This window comes from Enterobacter cloacae complex sp. SHL021, assembly GCF_049237765.1.
Taxonomy (GTDB): Bacteria; Pseudomonadota; Gammaproteobacteria; order Enterobacterales; family Enterobacteriaceae; genus Enterobacter; species Enterobacter cloacae.
The window spans coordinates 1-15,853 of record NZ_JBMKJG010000004.1 but is presented as its reverse complement, the minus strand read 5'-3'; the positions used below and the strand labels follow the sequence as shown (position 1 = coordinate 15,853).

17 protein-coding genes are annotated in these 15,853 nt (G+C 56.3%); 12 read left to right on the top strand and 5 right to left on the bottom strand.

The window, feature by feature from the left end:
- From ACOTZF_RS04865 to fimA, 4 genes are all read right to left on the bottom strand, one after another.
- The gene (locus tag ACOTZF_RS04865; RefSeq protein ID WP_129317850.1) at positions 1–2,565 is read right to left on the bottom strand and encodes a fimbrial biogenesis usher protein; all 2,565 of its coding nucleotides are present in this window, start codon (positions 2,563–2,565) and stop codon (positions 1–3) included.
- A 14-nt stretch (positions 2,566–2,579) separates the two neighbouring features.
- A complete protein-coding gene (gene fimC / locus ACOTZF_RS04860; RefSeq protein ID WP_013095932.1) occupies positions 2,580–3,272 on the bottom strand; it encodes a type 1 fimbria chaperone FimC in 693 nt (230 codons plus the stop codon).
- 34 nt (positions 3,273–3,306) lie between these two features.
- The gene (fimI, locus tag ACOTZF_RS04855; protein WP_013095931.1) at positions 3,307–3,852 is read right to left on the bottom strand and encodes a type 1 fimbrial protein subunit FimI; all 546 of its coding nucleotides are present in this window, start codon (positions 3,850–3,852) and stop codon (positions 3,307–3,309) included.
- A 68-nt stretch (positions 3,853–3,920) separates the two neighbouring features.
- Entirely contained in the window at positions 3,921–4,484 is a 564-nt protein-coding gene (fimA, locus tag ACOTZF_RS04850; RefSeq protein WP_013095930.1) for a type 1 fimbrial major subunit FimA, read from the bottom strand.
- 310 nt (positions 4,485–4,794) lie between these two features.
- Here fimA and folD point away from each other — a divergent pair, with 310 nt between their 5' ends.
- The 5 genes from folD to ACOTZF_RS04825 all read left to right on the top strand — a co-directional run bounded on the left by folD (position 4,795) and on the right by ACOTZF_RS04825 (position 9,325).
- Positions 4,795–5,661 carry a bifunctional methylenetetrahydrofolate dehydrogenase/methenyltetrahydrofolate cyclohydrolase FolD gene (folD, locus tag ACOTZF_RS04845; protein WP_013095929.1) on the top strand — a complete coding sequence of 289 codons (867 nt, stop codon included), beginning with the start codon at positions 4,795–4,797 and terminating at the stop codon, positions 5,659–5,661.
- Position 5,662: 1 nt separating this feature from the next.
- Positions 5,663–5,875, top strand: coding sequence for a ribosome-associated protein YbcJ (gene ybcJ, locus ACOTZF_RS04840; protein WP_023621558.1), 213 nt, complete (start codon positions 5,663–5,665; stop codon positions 5,873–5,875).
- A 248-nt stretch (positions 5,876–6,123) separates the two neighbouring features.
- On the top strand, positions 6,124–7,623 hold the full coding sequence (locus tag ACOTZF_RS04835) for a PTS transporter subunit EIIC (RefSeq protein WP_014830936.1): 1,500 nt from the start codon (positions 6,124–6,126) through the stop codon (positions 7,621–7,623).
- A gap of 83 nt (positions 7,624–7,706) precedes the next feature.
- A complete protein-coding gene (gene malI / locus ACOTZF_RS04830) occupies positions 7,707–8,723 on the top strand; it encodes a Mal regulon transcriptional regulator MalI (RefSeq protein ID WP_129317849.1) in 1,017 nt (338 codons plus the stop codon).
- Between the two features lie 74 nt (positions 8,724–8,797).
- A complete protein-coding gene (locus ACOTZF_RS04825) occupies positions 8,798–9,325 on the top strand; it encodes a metal-dependent hydrolase (protein WP_045902391.1) in 528 nt (175 codons plus the stop codon).
- A gap of 89 nt (positions 9,326–9,414) precedes the next feature.
- On the opposite strand, the gene cysS is transcribed toward ACOTZF_RS04825, so the two are convergent.
- Positions 9,415–10,800 (bottom strand): cysteine--tRNA ligase, encoded by a 1,386-nt coding sequence (gene cysS / locus ACOTZF_RS04820; RefSeq protein ID WP_129253530.1) that lies wholly within the window; start codon positions 10,798–10,800, stop codon positions 9,415–9,417.
- Positions 10,801–10,974: 174 nt separating this feature from the next.
- On the opposite strand from cysS, the gene ppiB reads away from it, so the two are divergent.
- The 7 genes from ppiB (at position 10,975) to mnmH (ending at position 15,696) form a co-directional block, all read left to right on the top strand.
- Entirely contained in the window at positions 10,975–11,469 is a 495-nt protein-coding gene (gene ppiB / locus ACOTZF_RS04815) for a peptidylprolyl isomerase B (protein ID WP_020685026.1), read from the top strand.
- Between the two features lie 3 nt (positions 11,470–11,472).
- Positions 11,473–12,195 carry a UDP-2,3-diacylglucosamine diphosphatase gene (gene lpxH / locus ACOTZF_RS04810; RefSeq protein WP_129253528.1) on the top strand — a complete coding sequence of 241 codons (723 nt, stop codon included), beginning with the start codon at positions 11,473–11,475 and terminating at the stop codon, positions 12,193–12,195.
- A gap of 140 nt (positions 12,196–12,335) precedes the next feature.
- Positions 12,336–12,545 (top strand): YdgH/BhsA/McbA-like domain containing protein, encoded by a 210-nt coding sequence (locus ACOTZF_RS04805; protein ID WP_013095921.1) that lies wholly within the window; start codon positions 12,336–12,338, stop codon positions 12,543–12,545.
- Positions 12,546–12,610: 65 nt separating this feature from the next.
- On the top strand, positions 12,611–12,796 hold the full coding sequence (locus ACOTZF_RS04800) for a hypothetical protein (protein ID WP_129317848.1): 186 nt from the start codon (positions 12,611–12,613) through the stop codon (positions 12,794–12,796).
- A gap of 160 nt (positions 12,797–12,956) precedes the next feature.
- On the top strand, positions 12,957–13,466 hold the full coding sequence (gene purE, locus ACOTZF_RS04795) for a 5-(carboxyamino)imidazole ribonucleotide mutase (protein WP_013095919.1): 510 nt from the start codon (positions 12,957–12,959) through the stop codon (positions 13,464–13,466).
- Positions 13,463–14,530 carry a 5-(carboxyamino)imidazole ribonucleotide synthase gene (gene purK, locus ACOTZF_RS04790; RefSeq protein ID WP_129253526.1) on the top strand — a complete coding sequence of 356 codons (1,068 nt, stop codon included), beginning with the start codon at positions 13,463–13,465 and terminating at the stop codon, positions 14,528–14,530. The genes purE and purK overlap by 4 nt, the downstream gene beginning before the upstream one ends.
- Positions 14,531–14,625: 95 nt before the next feature.
- On the top strand, positions 14,626–15,696 hold the full coding sequence (gene mnmH / locus ACOTZF_RS04785; RefSeq protein ID WP_421636049.1) for a tRNA 2-selenouridine(34) synthase MnmH: 1,071 nt from the start codon (positions 14,626–14,628) through the stop codon (positions 15,694–15,696).
- Positions 15,697–15,853: the final 157 nt, after the last annotated feature.

The following is a 15,853-nucleotide window of genomic DNA, read 5'->3' as shown; positions in this document are numbered from 1 at the left end:
TTAACGGTCACAGCTTGCCCCCGCCATGGTAATGGCCTGGTTTTGGCTTTCAGGCGATAAACGATAGTGCGCACGACACTGGGACTGCATCCCATTGCCCCACTGAATAAGCAGCTCCCCTTCCAGCGGCAGCCCGCTCAGGTAAATCTGCCCGTCATCGCCCACCATACTGGTGACCCCGCTCTGGGTTTCACGGACCACGGCACCAAACGGCACAGGCTGGTTGCCGCGGGTCACGGTCAGCAGGGCACGCACGCCGATACGGGTATCGAAGCTGGCGCGCACCAGCGCACCTTTGGTCGGTACTACGCTGCTGACGTTATTTTCGATGTCGGTGTTGTTACTCATGGAGTTGGTATCCAGCGCCACGCGGTTATAGCGGTAGACGGTGGCATACGGCATGACCGCGTAGCCTCGCCAGTCGGTTTTCACCCCGGTCTGGTTTTCCACGCTGACGCCCGAGGCTCCCGGCGCTTTGATCAGGACGTTAGTGTCGCCCAGCGGCTGGCTGAAGGTGACGCCGTCGGCATGGCCCACCACCCCACCGGAGAGCTGCCAGTTGAGATCGTGCTGATCGCGCGCGTAGTTGTAGCCCACCCCCAGCGTGCCGTAGGTCGCCTGCCAGTTTGCGCTGGCGCTACCGCTTGAGCCGTTGGTGCTGGTGTGCCCCTGCGTAACGCTGTAGTTCAGGTTGCGATCTTCCAGCAGGGTGCCGCTGACCCCGGTTTGCCAGCTGGTATCACCGTCGCTGTTGCGGCTGGCTGAGGCCGTGGCGTAAGCGCGGTCGATGGCGCTGTCCCGGCGATATCCCTGACGGGTAAAGAGGCTGAACGGCACCGAGACGTTAAAGGACGCGATCCGGTCCGTGCCCTCTATCCCGACGGACTTGTTCCACGACCATGACAGGGAGTAGTTGATCCCTTTTACACCTCCGGCATAGCCGAGCTGATACCAGAGGTTCGACTGGCTGGTGCCCCAGTAGGTCTGCTCGCTGCCGGAGACATAGACTGAGCCGTAATCACCCAGCGACTGAGAGATATTGAGCTGGAAGCGCCCTTTTTTGTTCCACGTCAGGTTGTGATAGCTCTGCACGTCCGGCACGCCGTCATCATCCTTGCTGTCGGCATACTGATAGCCTTCCATCGAACGCCAGGCCACATCATCCAGGGTGTAAAACCCTTTCGTGGAGTAGCGATAGCCCAGCAGCTGGAAGTTGGTGCCGAATCCGTTGAGTGATTTTGCATACAGGAAACGCAGGGACTGGCCTTCATGGCGGCTGTCGTCCGCCAGCTGGCTGCGGGCATGGGTGATATCGACCGACACCGCCCCCCAGTCACCGAGGTTTTTCCCGGCGCCAATGGCCACCGCGGTATAGCGCGACGCCAGCTGCGTACCGCCGTAGAGCGTGTAACCATTGGCCAGACCGGTAATCAGCGTGCCCTGGGTGAAGAACGGCGTGTCCTGATCGCTGTTACCGCTGCGATAATCCCCGGCCACGAGGTCATACTTCCAGCGACCTTCACGCTGCAACAGCGGCACGGTGGAGTACGGCACGGTATAGCGTTGCTGACTGCCGTCTTTCTCTTCTACGGTCACTTCCAGATCGCCGCTTGAGGAGGTAGGGTTCAGATCGGTAATGGCAAACGCGCCAGGCTGGACATAGCTCTGGTAGATAACATAGCCGTTCTGGCGAACAACCACTTTGGCCGGGGTACGGGCGATACCGCGCACGGTTGGCGCATAGCCCTGCAGGCTGTCCGGGTACATGCTGTCGGACGAGAAAAGCCGCCCGCCGCGGAAACCGACGCTGTCAAAGACATCATTGCCGGTATTGCTGTCGCCCAGCACCAGCTCGCTTTTGAGCGGAATGACGGTGCGCTGCGCCCAGGTGCCAATGTTCTGCCAGTTACTGTGCCGCTGACCGTTGTTTTGCGTATAACGCCAGGCGCCGTTATTGCGTAAACGCCAGGCGCCATAGTTCAGCCCGCTCTGCAGGTTCAGATAGTAGCTGTCATCCTCGCTTCCCCGGTTGCCGGTAAAGCTGTAGTTCAACAGCGCGGCGGGGATCCCTTCATCCCACTGTTCAGGCGGGATATAGCCACGGGCGCTGTTCTGCATCGCCACCTGCGGCAGGCTGATATTCAGACGCTGCGAGGCGAAGTTAAATGCGACCAGACTGCCGGGGATCGCTGTCGCCAGCGGGACACAGGTGTCGTCCTGCACCTTTACCAGCTCGGGAAACACGGCGAGGTTAACACCAAACCGTTCCAGCATTTTACGTGTGATGCACGGCGCCAGTCCGCCCGCCACCGGTGGCGTATCGTCGGCCTGCTCAAAGCGCACGTCCTGGGTCGCGATAAACTCATCGTTACGCCAGATATCCACGCGATACACGCCGGGTGCCTGCTGGTGACCTTGTTCAAAACGCGATAAATCCGCCACGCTGGCGGTATCGTCGGACAAAAAGGCCGGGTTAAAGTAGCTTTCGCTCCAGCCCGACTGCGGCCAGAGCGTTGCCATCAGCGCCAGTGCAACCGGGCAGTAACGCCATTGATGATTATTCATCGCCCTGACTCTGCTCACAGGTTAACGCTACGCGCCGGAGTAATGGCACCGTAGTCATTGACGCTCTGCCAGGAGAGCGTACCGCCCGCACCAGCCGGCAGCGCCTGCTGTGCCGAATTTTTTGGCGCAATCATGATGTTATCCAGCGTCTGTCCGCCCAGCTTCAGATTGACCAGCGTGATGTAATACGGTGAGGCGTTGCTGATCTTCAGATGCGAGCCAACGCGCTCAAAGCGCAGCTGAGAGAGCGCCTCTTCCGGCTGCATTGCCAGATTATTCGGGCGCACAAACAGCTTGATACGCGACAGGATGGCCAGTTGCAGCACGTTGTTGTTTTCGGTTTTGGCTTTGTTCACTGACGGGATCGCTTTCACGTTCATGTAAAACAGCGATTCACGATCGGCAGGCAACGCAGGCCCGGCGTAAATAATGCGCAGCGTGTTTTCGCTGTCCGGCTCGCTGACAAACAGCGGTGGCGTGACGGCAAAGGTTTTTTCTTTTTGCCCGTTTGCGTTTTCGATCCACGCGTTAATTAAATAGCGTTCTTGCTTGTTACTGTTGGTGATCGCCAGTGAAGTTTGTTTAGCATCTGCCGGATAAATAACGCGCGTGGCACCAAGTGCAATACCGCCGGACGCATTCGCGCTTGCAGAAACCATCATTAAAATAAACGATAAAATCAGTCCTGGTTTAATTAGGGTATTCATCAAAACCGTACCTTTAATAATGTGTTCGCAGGTGTTATGGATAAATCAACGTAAACCAGACATCCGACTGAATATTGCCTGGCACAAGGTGTTCGGAAATAGCCCGATATCGGGCGCTAAAATGAAACGCAAGCTCGCGGGTATCAATGGGCAGCCAGCTGACCGCGGTAGCGTTGGGGATTATCTGACGCTGCTGTTCGTCAAAGAGAGCCAGCCCCACCCCGCTGCTGATGGGTGTTTCACCGGGGCGCGATGTTGCCAGAAAAACCTGCGGGTCTTCCGCGGGCGTGATGCCCTGGAACTGGATCCCGACGGTGCGTGAGACATCCACGCTGCAATCCAGCAGCCGCACGGTAAAAGGCACATTTACGGTGGAAAAACTGCCCACCCCGGAAAACGAGTTGGTCCGGTATTGTCCCATATCGATGCGCATATTCTGGCTGTCTGGCGCCACGGCGCAGCCACCGTTCACCAGTTCACCCCGGAGGTGTACTTTGCCGCCGTCAATCACCACCGTATGGGCGAATGCCTGGGAAGCCATCGCAAGGGTTAACAGCAGTAGTGTTCCTGTCCTTGTCATCCTTCGTTCCTGGCCTGAGCGTATGACGGGCCTCATCCCTGAGGCCAAAACATCCCTGTACGGAGGAATTATTCGTATTTCATAACGAATGTGGCGTCAGCGTTTGCCTGACCTGGTTCAGTGGTCGCAGCAGTGGCTTTATAACGCGCGCTGAAGTTCAGGGTGTTGGTGCCCTGGATCAGGTTCTGCGCAGCAGAGAAGGTGGCACCGTCTGGCGTCAGAACGCTGGATTTGCTGTCGAGGATCTCGATACCAACACCTTTCGCGGTGTTGTCGTTGCTACCGGAAGTCACTGCCAGCAGGGTTTTGTCAGTTGCGTCGATCTGACCGGTGAACGCCACAGCAGCCGTTTTCGCCACCAGCGGATCGCAATCGTTCAGTTCGATGGTGAATGGAATATTGGTGGTGGTATCACCCACTTTGGTGAATTTCGCGGTACGGTACTGACCGAGATTAACAGTCTGCTCGGAAGAATCGGTATTTACTGAACATGCAGCATTAACCAGTTCACCTTTAAAATGCACGGTACCGCCATTTACGGAAACTGGCGTAACCGGATCGGCAGCGTGAGCGGCACCCGCGACCAGGGCCAGTGAAGCAATAACAGTAGAAGCAATGTTGCTGAGTTTCATGTCTATTCCTTTAAAATGTAAATAACCCTTCCCGCGAATTATCGGGAATAAGAAATATGTTCAATTGAAAAATTGAAAGCTTATTTCGGAGGAGACAAAGTAGCTCAGGAAACTATTTTTAAATATGTCAAAACGCTGCCATTTTACCAGGTCACATCCTAATCCCGCCTAAGAAATTGACCATCACCCGAGAAGGGTCTTTACGCCCGCCGGAGGAAAACTCGCAAAGGGTGACTGACAGCGGCGCTCGCTTCTGACAAAATACAGGCCATCCCCCCTTTCAAACGTTACAGACGGAATCTTCTCTCTGATGGCAGCAAAGATTATTGACGGTAAAACGATTGCGCAGCAGGTGCGCTCTGAGGTCGCGGAAAAAGTGAAGGCGCGTAAAGCGGCTGGTTTTCGCGCACCAGGGCTTGCCGTTGTGCTGGTTGGTAGCAACCCGGCATCGCAGATTTATGTCGGCAGCAAACGCAAAGCGTGTGAAGAGGTGGGGTTCGTCTCCCGCTCTTACGATTTGCCAGAAACCACCACCGAAGCAGAACTGCTGGAACTTATTGACACCCTGAATGCCGATAAAGAGATCGACGGTATTCTGGTCCAGCTGCCGCTGCCGGCAGGCATCGACAACGTGAAGGTACTGGAGCGTATCGCGCCGGATAAAGACGTGGACGGTTTCCACCCGTATAACGTTGGCCGTCTGTGCCAGCGCGCGCCTCGCCTGCGTCCCTGCACCCCGCGCGGCATCGTGACGCTGCTGGAGCGTTATAACATCGACACCTACGGTCTGAACGCCGTAGTGATTGGCGCCTCCAACATCGTGGGCCGTCCGATGAGCATGGAGCTGCTGCTGGCCGGTTGCACCACCACCGTGACCCACCGCTTCACCAAAAACCTGCGTCATCACGTCGAGAATGCCGATCTGCTGATCGTCGCGGTCGGTAAGCCGGGCTTCATTCCCGGGGAATGGATTAAGGAAGGGGCGATTGTCGTGGACGTCGGGATTAACCGTCTGGAAAACGGCAAAGTGGTTGGCGACGTGGTTTATGAAGATGCCGCAGCGCGTGCCTCTTACATCACCCCGGTACCGGGCGGCGTAGGCCCGATGACCGTAGCAACCCTGATTCAGAATACCTTGCAGGCATGCGAGGAGTATCACGACGTAGAGGACGCGTAACATGGCGACATTTTCATTAGGTAAACATCCACACGTTGAGCTGTGCGATCTGCTGAAGCTGGAAGGCTGGAGCGAGAGCGGTGCGCAGGCCAAGATTGCCATTGCCGACGGGCTGGTTTTCGTCGACGGCGTGGTAGAAACGCGTAAGCGCTGCAAGATTGTTGCCGGTCAGACCGTCAGCTTTGACGGCCAGAGCGTGACCGTTACGGCCTGAGCCGTCTGATGCCCTCACCCTAACCCTCTCCCGGCCGGGAGAGGGGATAACAATCCCCGCACACCTATCACGGTTAATTATCGATCAACTTCAAATAATCACTATTTCATCTGTTGAAAAGTGAAAATTGTGTTGCGCGTTTTTCACGCTTTGCCCACGATAAGTAGAACGTTCTACTAAAACGTTCTACTAAAACGTTCTACTTACAATAACAGCGCCAAAAAAAGCGCTTCTCGGGGGAAATCAGCATGAGTCTGATATCAGGGTTTGTTAAATCGCTGTCTAAGTTATCGATGATTGGTCGCGCCTTAATGCTGCCAATTTCATTGCTTCCCGCTGCGGGCCTGCTGCTGGCCTTTGGCGATAAGTTTCACCTGCCGCTGATGATGAACGCGGGTGGGGTTATCTTTGATAACCTGCCCATGCTGTTTGCCATTGGCTCCGCCGTGGGTCTGGCATCGGAATCCGGCATTGCCGCACTGTCTGCCGCCGTCTCGGTGTTTGTTACCAATATCACCATCAGTACCGTGCTGAGCATTACGCCGGAAATGGCCTCTCAGGGCGGCAAATACGCTATGGTGGTCGGCATCCCGACGCTGCAGATGGGCGTCTTTGGCGGGCTTATCTGCGGTATTCTGGCGGCGTGGTGCTATAACCGTTTCCACACCATGCAGCTGCCGGAGTTCCTTGGCTTCTTCTCCGGCAAACGCTTTGTGGCGATTGCCACGGCGTTTCTCTCGTTCCTGCTCGGCCTGCTGCTACCCTACGTCTGGCAACACATTCAGGCAGGCATCGACGCGCTCTCCGTGGTGGTGAACGGCGATAATCAGGCCGCCTCAACCTTTATCTTCGGTCTGGTCGAACGCGCCCTCATCCCGCTCGGTCTGCACCATATCTGGTATCCCTCTTTCTGGTATTCATTTGGTGATTACACCACTCAGGCGGGCCAGGTGATCCACGGCGACCAGACCATCTGGTTCAAGATGCTGGAAGAAGGGGTGAAATCCTTCAGCAGCGACACCTACCAGAACGCCGGTAAGTTCATGCAGGGTGAATTCCCGCTGATGCTGTTTGCCCTGCCTGCGGCGTGTCTGGCGATGTATCATGAAGCGCATACCAAAAATAAAAAAATCGCGGCCGGTATTCTGTTCTCTGCGGCACTCACCTGCTTCCTGACGGGGATCACCGAGCCGGTGGAGTTCACTTTCATCTTCGTCGCGCCGATCCTCTACGTCTTTAACGCCATTATGGCGGGCCTGGCGTACATGACCATGTATCTGCTACACGCCCATATCGCCAAGTCGTTCTCGGCAGGCTTTATCGATTATCTGTCGTTCGGGATCCTGCCCTCATTCAACGGCTATCAGACCAACTTCCTCAATGCCATTATCATTGGTATTCCGATGGGCCTGATTTATTACTTCACCTTCCGTTTCGTGATCCGTCGCTTTGACGTGAAAACGCCGGGCCGTACCGAAGTGACCGCCAGCGCGGATGATAAATCCGATTCTGAACTCGCCACCGAAATCATTACCCTGCTGGGCGGTGCGCACAACATCGACTCCGTTGGCTCCTGTATTACCCGTCTGCGCCTGGAAGTGGCAAAAAGTGATGCGGTGGATAAAGATGGCCTGAACGGACTCGGCGCACGCGGCGTGGTCTTCGTGGGTGATAACGGAATTCAGGTGATTTTCGGTGCCAGAGCACAGTTTATCGCCCAGACCATGTCCACCATGATTGGCAAATAATAAGATGCCGGAACGACACGTCTCCTGTAGGCTGAGAGACGTGTCGTATCTGGCTGATAATCGGTAAATTTCAGGGAGCGGTTTTGAAGAAAGTCAGCATCATTGATGTCGCAAAGCACGCGGGTGTGTCGGTCTCTACCGTATCGCTGGTGCTGCGCCAGAAAGGGAAAATCTCCGAAGCAACGATCGAGAAGGTCAATGCCGCCATCACGACGCTGGGCTATGTTCATAACGTTGCCGCTGCTAACCTTCGCGCCAACACCTCCAACCTGATCGGCCTGATCCTGCGTGATTTCAGCGACAGTTTTTCCATCAAAGTCATGGCGAGTATCGTCCAGGAGCTGGAGAAGCAGGGCTATATGGTTTTTCTCGGCCAGCCGCTGAACGATCGGGAGCATTTAGAGCGCACCCTGCTCTCCTTTAAGCAACAGGGCGTGGCGGGCGTGCTCTATCTCGCGTCGGATACGCGCTCCTCAACCCTGCCGGAGCAGATCCGCCAGTGCCCGCTGCCGCTGGTGGTGGTCTCGCAGTCTCTGCTGGATGAAAAATGCAACCTGGTGATGCGCGATAACCGCCAGGCGGCAAACCTGGCCGCGCGCTATCTTATCGAGCGCGGGCACCGCAACATCGCCTACATTGGCGGACGGGAAGGCTGCCTTATTCGCGAGCAGCGCCTGCTTGGATTTCGCAGCGCAATGACCCAGAACGGGCTGGTGTGGCGCGATGAAAGCTCCCCGGCCTGCAGCGATGACACGCAAGCCGCCGCAATGGCGACCCGCCAGCTGCTTGAGAAAAACAACACCATTACCGCCCTGCTCTGCCATTCACCGGATGCGATGATCGGCTGCATTAGCGGCATTCATCAGGTGGGCCGTACCGTGGGAAAAGACGTGTTTCTGACGCAGCAGGTCGCGCTGGTGGGCTTTGAAGATATGCTGCACGTCAACCTGACCTCGCCGTCGTTTACCTATGTCTCCTCCGCAAGTGACGAGACAGGCCGCCAGGCGGCGGGTCTTATCATCCGTAAGCTGAAAGAGCCAGAGCTGCAGACGCAGCGCATTACCCTCTCCGGCCAGCTTATCGCGCGGGAATCGGCGTAAAAATCGGAATTTAGCACAGGTCAGTTTCAGCGAAATCGCTGCTATATTCCCATGATTTGTCATGGAAAATTACGATGCCTACCGTTATCACTCACGCTGCTGTTCCGCTTTGCCTGGGCTTAGGCCTGGGAACCCGGGTTATTCCTCCCCGCCTGCTTTTCGCCGGTGTCGTGCTCGCGATGCTGCCCGATGCCGACGTGCTGGCGTTTAAGTTCGGCGTTGCTTACGGCAATGTTTTCGGCCATCGCGGCTTTACCCATTCACTGCTGTTTGCCTTCGTGGTGCCGATACTCTGCGTACTGGTCGGGCGACGATGGTTCAGGGCAAGTTTGACGCGCTGCTGGCTGTTTTTAACCGTGTCGCTGCTGTCGCACAGCCTGCTCGATTCCGTCACCACCGGCGGCAAGGGCGTCGGCTGGCTGTGGCCGTGGTCAGATGAACGCTTCTTTGCGCCGTGGCAGGTGATTAAGGTCGCCCCGTTTGCCCTGTCGCGCTATACCACGCCGTACGGGCATCAGGTGATTATCTCTGAACTGCTGTGGGTGTGGCTGCCGGGAGTGGTGCTGATGGGGTTGTTGTGGTGGCGAAAGCGTGCACGCTGATGCCCTCACCCCGGCCCTCTCCCATAGGGACAGGGAGAACACCTAACAATCCCCTCTCCCTGTGGGAGAGGGTTAGGGTGAGGGGAAAATTACTTACGGCGCCAGGTGGTCCCCTGTGGGCCATCTTCCAGGATGATCCCCATCTCGGTCAGGCGATTGCGCGCCGCATCCGCTGCCGCCCAGTCTTTCGCCTGACGGGCTTCGAGACGCGCGTTAATCAGCGCTTCAATCTCTGCCACTTCACCGTCATCCGCCTGCGCACCGCTCTGCAGGAAGGTATCCGGCTCCTGTTCCAGCAGGCCAAGCACGGAAGAGAGTTTACGCAGGTGAGAAGCCAGCGCATTCGCCGCCGCCATATCTTCTGTCTTCAGGCGGTTGACTTCACGCGCCATATCGAACAGCACCGAGTAGGCTTCCGGGGTGTTGAAATCATCGTTCATCACCTCAACAAAGCGGGCCTCAAACGCCTCGCCGCCCGCGGCCTCCACGGACTTGTCGGTACCGCGCAACGCAGTGTACAGACGCTCCAGCGCAGAGCGTGCCTGTTTCAGGTTCTCTTCACTGTAGTTCAGCTGGCTGCGGTAGTGGCCCGACATCAGGAAGTAACGTACGGTTTCCGCATCGTAATACTTCAGCACGTCACGCACGGTGAAGAAGTTGCCCAGCGATTTAGACATCTTCTCGCGGTCAACCATCACCATCCCGGAGTGCATCCAGTAGTTCACATACTCGCCGCCGTGCGCACAGGTGGACTGCGCGATTTCGTTTTCGTGGTGCGGGAACATGAGGTCTGAACCGCCGCCGTGAATGTCAAAATGTTTGCCCAGCTGTTTGCAGTTCATCGCCGAGCACTCAATGTGCCAGCCCGGACGCCCTTCTCCCCATGGAGATGGCCAGCTTGGTTCGCCCTCTTTGGACATCTTCCACAGCACGAAGTCCATTGGGTTACGCTTCACGTCAACCACGTCAACGCGGGCGCCAGCCTGCAGTTGGTCAAGATCCTGACGGGAAAGCGAGCCGTAGGTAGGATCGGTTGGCACTGAGAACATCACGTCGCCATTGTCCGCAACGTATGCGTGGCCGCGTTCAATCAGCTTTTCCGTGATCTCGATAATTTCATGAATATGGTGGGTCGCACGCGGCTCGCTGTCCGGGCGCAAAATGTTTAACGCGTCGAAATCTTTGTGCATCTCAACGATCATACGATCCACCAGCGCGACAAAGCTTTCGCCATTTTCATTAGCGCGCTTGATGATTTTGTCGTCAATATCGGTGATGTTACGCACGTACTTCAGGTTATACCCGAGGAAACGCAGGTAACGCGACACGACATCGAATGCGACAAAGGTACGACCATGGCCGATATGACAGAGATCGTAAACCGTAATACCACACACGTACATGCCGACTTCCCCGGCATGGATAGGTTTAAATTCCTCTTTCTGGCGCGTCATTGTATTAAAGATTTTTAACATCGAAGATTCCATGTAAACACGTGTGTGGACGAAAACCGGGTATTCTACCCGTAATTCAAACCCGAAGCAGCACACAATGCAAGGTGATCGCATCCTGTGGTTATGCTATAACAGGCCCCTATATCTGGCCCGAACGCGGGTCGACGTACCACAATAACGGAACAGGATGCAAAAATGGTTACTTTCCACACTAATCATGGCGATATCGTAATCAAAACCTTTGATGACAAAGCGCCTGAAACAGTTAAAAACTTCCTGGACTACTGCCGCGAAGGTTTCTACAACAACACCATTTTCCACCGTGTGATCAACGGCTTTATGATCCAGGGCGGCGGTTTTGAACCGGGTATGAAGCAGAAAGAAACAAAAGAAGCGATCAAAAACGAAGCCAATAACGGCCTGAAAAACACCCGCGGCACGCTGGCGATGGCGCGTACTCAGGCACCTCACTCTGCCACCGCGCAGTTCTTCATCAACGTGGCTGACAACGACTTCCTGAACTTCTCCGGCGAAAGCCTGCAGGGTTGGGGCTACTGCGTATTCGCAGAAGTGGTTGAAGGCATGGACGTGGTCGACAAGATCAAAGCCGTTTCCACCGGCCGCAGCGGCATGCACCAGGACGTTCCAAAAGAAGACGTTGTGATTACCAGCGTGACCGTCAGCGAGTAATTCGTGGCGACACTCTTTATTGCAGATTTGCACCTGCAAACAGAAGAACCGGCGATCACCGCCGGTTTTCTGCGTTTTTTAGCGGGTGAAGCCAGACACGCCGACGCGCTTTACATCCTTGGCGACCTGTTTGAAGCCTGGATCGGCGACGACGACCCTAACCCGCTGCACCGTGAAATGGCTGCCGCCATTCACGCGCTGGTCACCTCCGGCGTTCCCTGCTACTTCATTCACGGCAACCGCGATTTTCTGGTCGGCCCTCGCTACGCCCGCGAAAGCGGCATGACGCTGCTGCCAGAAGAACAGGTGCTTGACCTCTATGGTCGAAAAGTCCTGATCATGCACGGTGACACGCTCTGTACGGACGATACCGGCTATCAGGCGTTTCGCGCGAAAGTCCACACCCCGTGGATCCAAAAGGTGTTCCTTGCCCTGCCGCTGTTTGTCCGTAACCGTATCGCCGCCAGAATGCGCGCGGGCAGTAAAGCCGCCAACAGCAGCAAGTCAATGACCATCATGGACGTCAACCCGCAGGCAGTGGTCAACATGATGGAGAAACACCACGTCCAGTGGTTGATCCACGGTCATACCCACCGTCCCGACGTGCATACGTTGGTCGCCAACGGCGAACCGGCTCACCGTGTGGTACTGGGCGCGTGGCATAGCGAAGGATCGATGGTGAAAGTCACGCCTGAAGGTGTGGAACTGATCGCTTTCCCGTTTTAATCTCCCCCGCAAAACTCATTCTATTTTTTTGAACGATATCGGCAAATTGTTTCGATTTTAATCAGCCCGTGGTCGGCCTATCATTTATCACATCAGGGCAACACGCCCTATCCCAAACAAAACACTTAAGGATTACGACCATGAAATCTATCAAAACTTTCGTTGCAGTTGCCGCTCTGTCTCTGATCTCTTTCGGTTCTTTCGCACAAAGCGTTAGCGCGACAGCCTCAACCCTGGATCGTGCAGAAGCGAAAATTGCCGCTCAGGCTGCTGAACAGGGCGCGTCTTACAAAATCACCAGCGCACAGTTCAATAACCGCGTGCACATGACTGCAGAACTGACTAAATAAGATCGCCGTTTGCCGTGCCGCCAGTAGATCCGCGACAGCGACAAGACGATGAGGAAGGAAAGAGAATGAAAAAAATCAGCATCGTAAGTGCCCTGCTGCTGGCCGCTGGACTGTCCACTGGCGCGATGGCAGCAGAGAATGGCTTCTGTGTACCGGAAGCCGGCTCGAATATCGACACCAGCATGGTGAATCATATCGATGTCAGCCACACATTCGACAAAGAGAACCTGACCGCAGGGGATCTTCAGTAACCTCTCAAAACAGACCGCCTGAATGCGGTCTGTTTTGTTATTCCCGCGCACCACAACGGCTCGGTTTTTAACCGCGCAACCGTTTTCCTTGCCCGTATTACATGCTATTCTCTGTGCCCTCGAAAGCAGTGTGTTTCGCACCACAGGAGTTTTAAGACGCATGTCTTCCCGCAATAATCCGGCGCGTGTCGCCATCGTGATGGGGTCCAAAAGCGACTGGGCTACCATGCAGTTCGCCGCCGAAATCTTTGAAATCCTGAATGTTCCTCACCACGTTGAAGTGGTTTCCGCACACCGCACGCCGGATAAACTGTTCAGCTTTGCCGAAAGCGCGCAAGAGAACGGTTACGAGGTGATCATTGCTGGTGCGGGTGGCGCAGCACATCTGCCGGGCATGATTGCCGCCAAAACGCTGGTGCCGGTACTGGGTGTTCCGGTGCAGAGCGCCGCACTGAGCGGTGTCGACAGCCTTTACTCCATCGTGCAGATGCCGCGTGGCATTCCTGTGGGTACGCTGGCCATCGGCAAAGCAGGCGCAGCAAACGCGGCTCTGCTGGCGGCGCAGATCCTGGCGACGCACGATAAAGCCTTACATCAGCGTCTGGCGGACTGGCGTAAAGCCCAGACCGACGAAGTGCTGGACAACCCGGACCCGCGGGGTGCGGCATGAAGCAGGTTTGCGTCCTCGGTAACGGTCAGTTAGGCCGCATGCTGCGCCAGGCCGGTGAACCGCTGGGCATTGCCGTCTGGCCGGTCGGTCTGGATGCCGAACCCGAAGCCGTGCCGTTCCACCAGAGCGTCATTACCGCTGAGATTGAACGCTGGCCGGAAACCGCGCTGACCCGCGAACTGGCGCGCCATAACGCTTTTGTAAACCGCGACGTGTTCCCAATCATTGCTGACCGTCTGACGCAAAAACAGCTGTTCGACAAGCTCGGACTGGCCACCGCGCCGTGGCAGTTGCTGTCTGATAAAAGCGAGTGGAACGATGTCTTCGCAATGCTGGGCGAACTTGCGATTGTAAAGCGTCGCGTCGGCGGTTATGACGGCCGCGGACAGTGGCGTTTGCGCGCGCACGAAATCGCCGAACTGCCGGAAGAGTGCTACGGAGAGTGCATCGTTGAGCAGGGCATCAATTTCAGCGGTGAAGTGTCGCTGGTTGGCGCTCGCGGCCACGACGGGCGTACCGTATTTTATCCTCTGACCCATAACCTGCATCAGGACGGGATCTTACGCACCAGCGTCGCCTTCCCGCAGGCCAATGCTGAACAGCAGGCCCAGGCGGAAGAGATGCTCTCGGCCATTATGCATGAACTGGGTTATGTGGGCGTGATGGCGATGGAGTGTTTTGTAACGCCGTCTGGTCTGCTGATCAACGAACTGGCACCGCGCGTTCACAACAGCGGTCACTGGACGCAAAACGGCGCATCAATCAGCCAGTTTGAGCTGCACCTGCGCGCCATTACTGACCTGGCGCTGCCGCAGCCGGTGGTTAACAGCCCTTCAGTGATGATCAACCTGATCGGTACCGATCTGAACTACGACTGGCTGAAGCTGCCGCTGGTGCACCTGCACTGGTACGACAAAGAGGTTCGTCCGGGGCGTAAAGTGGGTCACCTGAACCTGAACGACAGCGACGCAGGCCGCCTGAGCGCTACCCTGGAAGCGATGATCCCTCTCCTGCCGCCGGAATACGCAAGCGGGATTGTCTGGGCGCAATCAAAGCTCAAATAAGCGATAATTGCCGGGGAGTTGATCTTCCCCTTCCCCGGCCTCTCCTCACGCGCGTAAAATCCCCCTCCATTGCTGTTTTGATTTCTGGAATAACCATGAACGATGGAACGGATTATCGCGCGATACTCGCGTCCGATCCCCCTTTGATTGACGTTCGCGCGCCGATCGAATTTGCGCAGGGTGCGATGCCTGCGGCAATCAACCTGCCTTTAATGAACGACGACGAACGCGCCGCCGTGGGGACCTGCTACAAACGCCAGGGGCCCGACGCTGCGCTGGCGCTCGGCCATAGTCTGGTGAACGGCGACACGCGGGAGGCCCGGATCAACGCCTGGCGCGAAGCCTGTCTTGCCCGACCTGAGGGCTTTATCTGCTGTGCGCGCGGCGGACAGCGCTCGCATATCACGCAGGCCTGGCTGAAAGAGGCTGGCGTGGATTACCCGCTGATCCGCGGCGGCTATAAAGCCCTGCGTCAGACGGCGATTCAGGTCACTATTAAGCAGTCACAAAAACCGATGGTGCTTATCGGCGGCTGTACCGGAAACGGTAAAACGTTGCTGGTGAAGCAGCACGCGCAGGGGATCGATCTGGAAGGGCTGGCCCACCATCGCGGCTCATCGTTTGGCCGCACGCTGACGCCACAGCTTTCCCAGGCAAGCTTTGAAAATCATCTGGCCGTCGAGCTGTTGAAAAAAGATGCTGCACGTTGGGTGCTGGAGGATGAGGGCAGGATGATTGGCTCTAACCATCTGCCGGAATGCCTGCGCGACCGGATGGCCGAAGCCCCTATCGTGGTGGTAGAGGATCCGTTTGACATTCGTCTTGAGCGCCTGCGTGAAGAGTATTTCGACCATATGTGGGCCGATTTTTCTGCCGCCTACGGCGAAGAGGCGGGCTGGAAGGAGTATAGCGAGTATCTGCACCACGGCCTGTTCGCCATTCGCCGCCGTCTGGGGCTGCAGCGTTATGCGGAATTCACCGCGCTGTTAGATTCCGCACTGCTGGAACAACAACGCTCTGGCAGTACTGACGCACACTTTAACTGGCTTGCGCCGCTGCTCAGAGATTATTACGACCCGATGTACGGCTATCAGCTGGAGAAGAAAGCGGAGAAGATTGTGTATCGCGGGACGTACGAAGAAGTTGCTGAGTGGCTTGATCGCTAAAAGAAAGCCGGGTGGCGAGGTAAAAGCAAAACGGCAACCTGGTTGCCGTTTTTAATGTTTGTACCCTCTCCCTGTGGGCTGAGGGATCCCCAGTAATATGGTCATGCCACCATGACCATATTACTGTACTCTTTTCCCAGCTTTTTCATCTCGTTAA